Source organism: Candidatus Methylomirabilota bacterium (assembly GCA_035315345.1).
Lineage (GTDB): Bacteria > Methylomirabilota > Methylomirabilia > Rokubacteriales > CSP1-6 > CAMLFJ01.
In genome coordinates this window covers 1-3,964 of record DATFYA010000094.1, presented here as the reverse complement: position 1 = coordinate 3,964, position 3,964 = coordinate 1, and the positions used below count along the sequence as shown (strand labels likewise).

Here is a 3,964-nt window from a genome sequence, read left to right as displayed (position 1 = left end):
GACGACCGAATCGTTCACGCTTCTCGAATCTCCGTCTCGCGTCCAGGAGCTGGATCGGCTCGGCGACGAGATCGCCGAGCTGTCCGCCCACCTCGACGCCGCCACCGCGCGTCTGCTCGATCTGATCCGTGAGTTCGACGCCCGCGGCGGGTGGAATACCGGCTTTCGCTCGTGCGCGGAGTGGCTGAGCTGGCGTGTAGGGCTGGCTCCCGGCGCCGCCCGCGAGCGCGTGCGGGTCGCACGGGCGCTGGGGGCGCTGCCTCGGTTGGCCGAGGCGCTCGCCCGCGGACAGCTGTCCTATGCCAAGGTGCGTGCGTTGACTCGTGTCGCTACGCCGGAGACGGAGGCGCGTCTTCTGGCGGTTGGCCGAGCCGGCACGGCGGTACATGTGGAGGAGATCGTTCGCTGCTGGCGACGGGTAGACCGACGGGCCGAAGCCAGGCAGGCTGCCCGACAGCACGCCAGCCGCAGCCTGCGTGTCCACCAGGAGGACGACGGCACGGTGGTTCTCAATGGACGCCTCACGCCGGAGATAGGCGCCCTGCTGCTGAGAGCGCTCGACGCAGCCCGGGAGACCCTGTATCAGCGAGCGCGCGGCACGTCCGGGAACCAGCCAACCGATCCATCGCTGACGCCGCCCACCCGATCCCAGCAACAAGCGGACGCGCTGGCCTTGCTCGCGGAGACGGCGCTGCACCATGAGCTGGATCCTGGTGCGCCGGGGGAGCGGTATCAGGTGGTGGTCCATGTCGATGCGGCCGTGCTGGCCGATGCGTCGCAGCCAGGCCAATCCGTCATGGAAGAGATCGGCCACGTTCCCGCGGGAACGTGTCAGCGCCTGGCGTGCGACGCGAGCCGCGTGGTGATGCGCCACGATTCGGAAGGACGGCTGCTCGAAGTCGGGGCGCGGACGCGGACGATTCCTCCGGCGCTGCGACGCGCCTTGCTACATCGCGACCGGACATGCCGGTTCCCGGGCTGCCGCGTGAGCGTCGGGCAGGGGCACCACGTTCGCCACTGGGCCCAGGGTGGTCCCACCACGCTCGGCAATCTCGTCTTGCTTTGCCGTCGCCATCATCGAGCCGTCCACGAAGAGGGCTTTCAGGTGGCCCACGGGGACGACGACACGTTCGCCTTTAGCCGTCCCGACGGCAGTCCGCTCCCCGACGTGCCGCCATCCGCGGCAGTGCCCGAGGATCCTGCGGGAGCCCTGCGGGAGCATCATGGAGACCTGGACATCCACGCGCGGACCGCGTGTCCGTCCTGGCTTGGTGAGCGATTGGATGTGAGCTGGGCTCTGGACGTCCTGCGTCCGTGAGCGGATCTGCAGATGGGCGACGCTACCGTGCCACCCCGAACGCGGCGGCCTTCCACTGCGGGTCCTCCGAGGCGTCGAGGCGGTCGCGCACGCGGCGGAGCACCTGTCCGGCGGCGGTCTCGCCCCAGAACCAGCGGGCGACATCGTCGCCGCTGCTGGACGGCTTCATGACCAGGCGGGCCTCGTAGCAGAGCGCTTTCCAGTCGTCCGCGCAGTAGCGGATGAAATTGGGCAGCGGCACATCTGCGGGGCGCTCCGCCATGTCGGCCTCCTCGCCGGCCGCGAAGGCCTGGAGGAAGCGCACCACGCCGCGGAAGCGGGTGGCGGGGATGCCGGCGAGGCCGAAGGCGGTGCGTCGGCCGCCGTGCGCGAGCCACTGCGCGTGGTACTGGCGCATCTGGGAGGTCTCGAGCGCGGGATCGTCGGCGACGGCGGCCACGGGCGCGATGGCCGACGCCTGGGTGGGCGCCGACGGCTGATCGCCCGGCTCGGCATCGTCGGGAAAGTCGCGGAGCACCGGGCCGGCCGGCTCGGCGAGGAGGTCGAGCGCGGCGCGCAGGACGCGATGCTGCAGATCGGGGTCGTTCGGGCGGCCCAGCGCGTGGCCGAAGGGGAACGGGACGAAGAGCGCGCGCGGCGGCTTCACCTTCTCGGTGTGCTCGCGCACCATGCTGATCGACGTGGTGGCCACGCCGGCCGACTCGAGCGCGCGCGCCAGCACACCGCCGGTGTGCGTGCAGAAGGGTCAGGTGGGGGTGATGAGGGCGACGTCGACGCCTGCCTCGCGCAGCCGGCGGCCCACCTCGGGGGCGGTCTCCTCGTGGATGCGCCTGACGTCTCGCTGCGCGCCCATGAACGAGTAGTGATTCGGCCCGGTCCCGCCCAGCTCGCCGCGCGCGATCAGCTCCCGCAGCCGGTCCACCGGGTACGAGATGTTGAGATCGCGCATCGTGGCCACGCGATCGAAGCCGAGGCTGGTGTGGCTCTGCACGATGTCGGCTGCCGGTGCGTCGGCCGGGATCACCCGGAACGTCTGCTCGCCCGGCGCGAATGGGCGGTCGTCCCGACGGTGGAGGCCCGCGGTGGTCACGATGGCGAGACGGCAGGCGGGGAGCGGCCGCGAGAGGGGCGTGAACGGCGCGGTGTCGTTCACCTGGACCGGGAGCATCAGCAGATTCTTTCGGCCCAGCTCGGCGAGCCGGTCGAGACGGGGCATCGCGCTAGCCCAGCGTGAGCACCGCCTTGCCCGGGTACGTGCGCGCGATCAGGTCCGCGGCGACCTGCGCGATCTCGCTCCACGGCCGCTCCACGCTGATATGCGGCGCGAGCTGACCGGCGGCCACCAGGTCGGCGAGGCGGCGTAGCCCGATCGACGCCGGCTCGTTGCCCAGCTCGGTGAAGAGGTAGAAGCCGTAGAGCTGCGTGCGGCCGGTGGCGAAGAACGTGCGCGCGTCGAAGGTCACCTCGGAGGCGGCGGAGACGCCGAGCGTCACGCACACGCCGCCGCGCTCGAGCGCGGCCAGTGCCGAGCCGAGGGTGCGGCCGCCGACCGACTCGATCACCAGGTCGTACTTGGGCGAGGCGGGGATCTCGTCGCCGACCGTCACGTCGTGGGCCCCGAGCTGGCGGAGCGCGGGCGCCTGATCGGCGCGGCGGGCGCTGGCCGTGACGTGGGCGCCGCCGAGGCGGGCGAGCTGCACCGCGAAGTCGCCGACGCCGCCGGTGGCGCCGGTCACCAGGACGCGCTTGCCCAGGATCGTGCCGTTCTTGGCGAGGGCGTGCAGCGCGGTGAGGCCGGCCACCGGAAACGTGGCGGCCTGCGAGAACGTGACCTTCTCGGGCAGCTCGGCCAGCGCGTGCGTCGGCACCGCGACGCGCTCGGCCCAGGCGCCCTCGGGGAGGAAGCCCACGACGCGCGCGCCGACCTTGGGGCCGGAGCCGTCGGCCGCGGCGCGCTCGATGGTGCCGGCCAGGTCCCAGCCCGGGCGCCAGCCGGCCGCGGCCATGGTGGAGCGGCGGACCTCGCCGCGGTTCAGCGAGATCGCGCGGACGCGCACGATGGCCTCGCCGCGGTCGGGCGCGGGGTCGGGAACGGGGCGGATGACGAGGCGGCCGGCGGCCGCGGGGTCGACGACGACGGCGTGGTTGTCGCTCACGGGAGTCTCCTTCTCTGTAGCTTGTAGACCACCCCTCACCCTGCCCTCTCCCCTCAGGGGAGAGGGTTGCCGGAGAGGGTGATCAGATGGTGCCGTCTCGTTTGAGCTGGGCGACCTCGTCCGGCTTGATGCCGAGCAGGCGGCCGTAGACCTCGACGTTGTGCTCGCCCAGCAGCGGCGGGCGGGCCACCTCGGTGGGCGAGTCGGACAGGCGCACCGGGTTGCCGGGCATCGGGTACGGGCCGCGCCGCGGATGCTCGAGGTCGACGATGAAGCGGCGCTTGCGCAGGTGCGGGTCCGCCAGGATCTCGGTGGAGTCGAGCACCGCCCCGCACGGCACGCCGGCGCCGGCCATGATGGCCATGACGTCGTGCTTGTCGCGCTTCTCGGTCCACGTCTCGATCATCGCGTCGATCTCGTCGACGATCTGCACGCGATCGCGCCGGTCGTGGTAGCGCGGGTCGTCGGCCATCTCGGGCCGGCCCACGAT

General features: G+C 72.3%; 5 protein-coding genes. 1 reads left to right on the top strand and 4 read right to left on the bottom strand.

Annotated features, from left to right (window positions below):
* On the top strand, nt 1-1,318 hold a 1,318-nt coding region (locus VKN16_12490; GenBank protein ID HME95020.1), incomplete at its 5' end, for a DUF222 domain-containing protein.
* Nucleotides 1,319-1,340: 22 nt separating this feature from the next.
* Here the strand turns inward: VKN16_12490 and VKN16_12485 are convergent.
* From VKN16_12485 to VKN16_12470, 4 genes are all read right to left on the bottom strand, one after another.
* On the bottom strand, nt 1,341-2,009 hold the full coding sequence (locus VKN16_12485; GenBank protein HME95019.1) for a hypothetical protein: 669 nt from the start codon (nt 2,007-2,009) through the stop codon (nt 1,341-1,343).
* A 54-nt stretch (nt 2,010-2,063) separates the two neighbouring features.
* Nucleotides 2,064-2,534, bottom strand: coding sequence for a glycine/sarcosine/betaine reductase selenoprotein B family protein (locus VKN16_12480; GenBank protein ID HME95018.1), 471 nt, complete (start codon nt 2,532-2,534; stop codon nt 2,064-2,066).
* 4 nt (nt 2,535-2,538) lie between these two features.
* On the bottom strand, nt 2,539-3,474 hold the full coding sequence (locus VKN16_12475) for a zinc-binding dehydrogenase (GenBank protein HME95017.1): 936 nt from the start codon (nt 3,472-3,474) through the stop codon (nt 2,539-2,541).
* 82 nt (nt 3,475-3,556) lie between these two features.
* A partial coding sequence (locus VKN16_12470; GenBank protein HME95016.1) for a CoA transferase occupies nt 3,557-3,964 on the bottom strand: 408 nt, incomplete at its 5' end.

What these genes read in the sequence shown, in the direction of transcription:
- VKN16_12480 (HME95018.1), bottom strand. Translation starts at nt 2,534, where the DNA reads ATGCCCCGTCTCGACCGGCTCGCCGAGCTGGGCCGAAAGAATCTGCTG.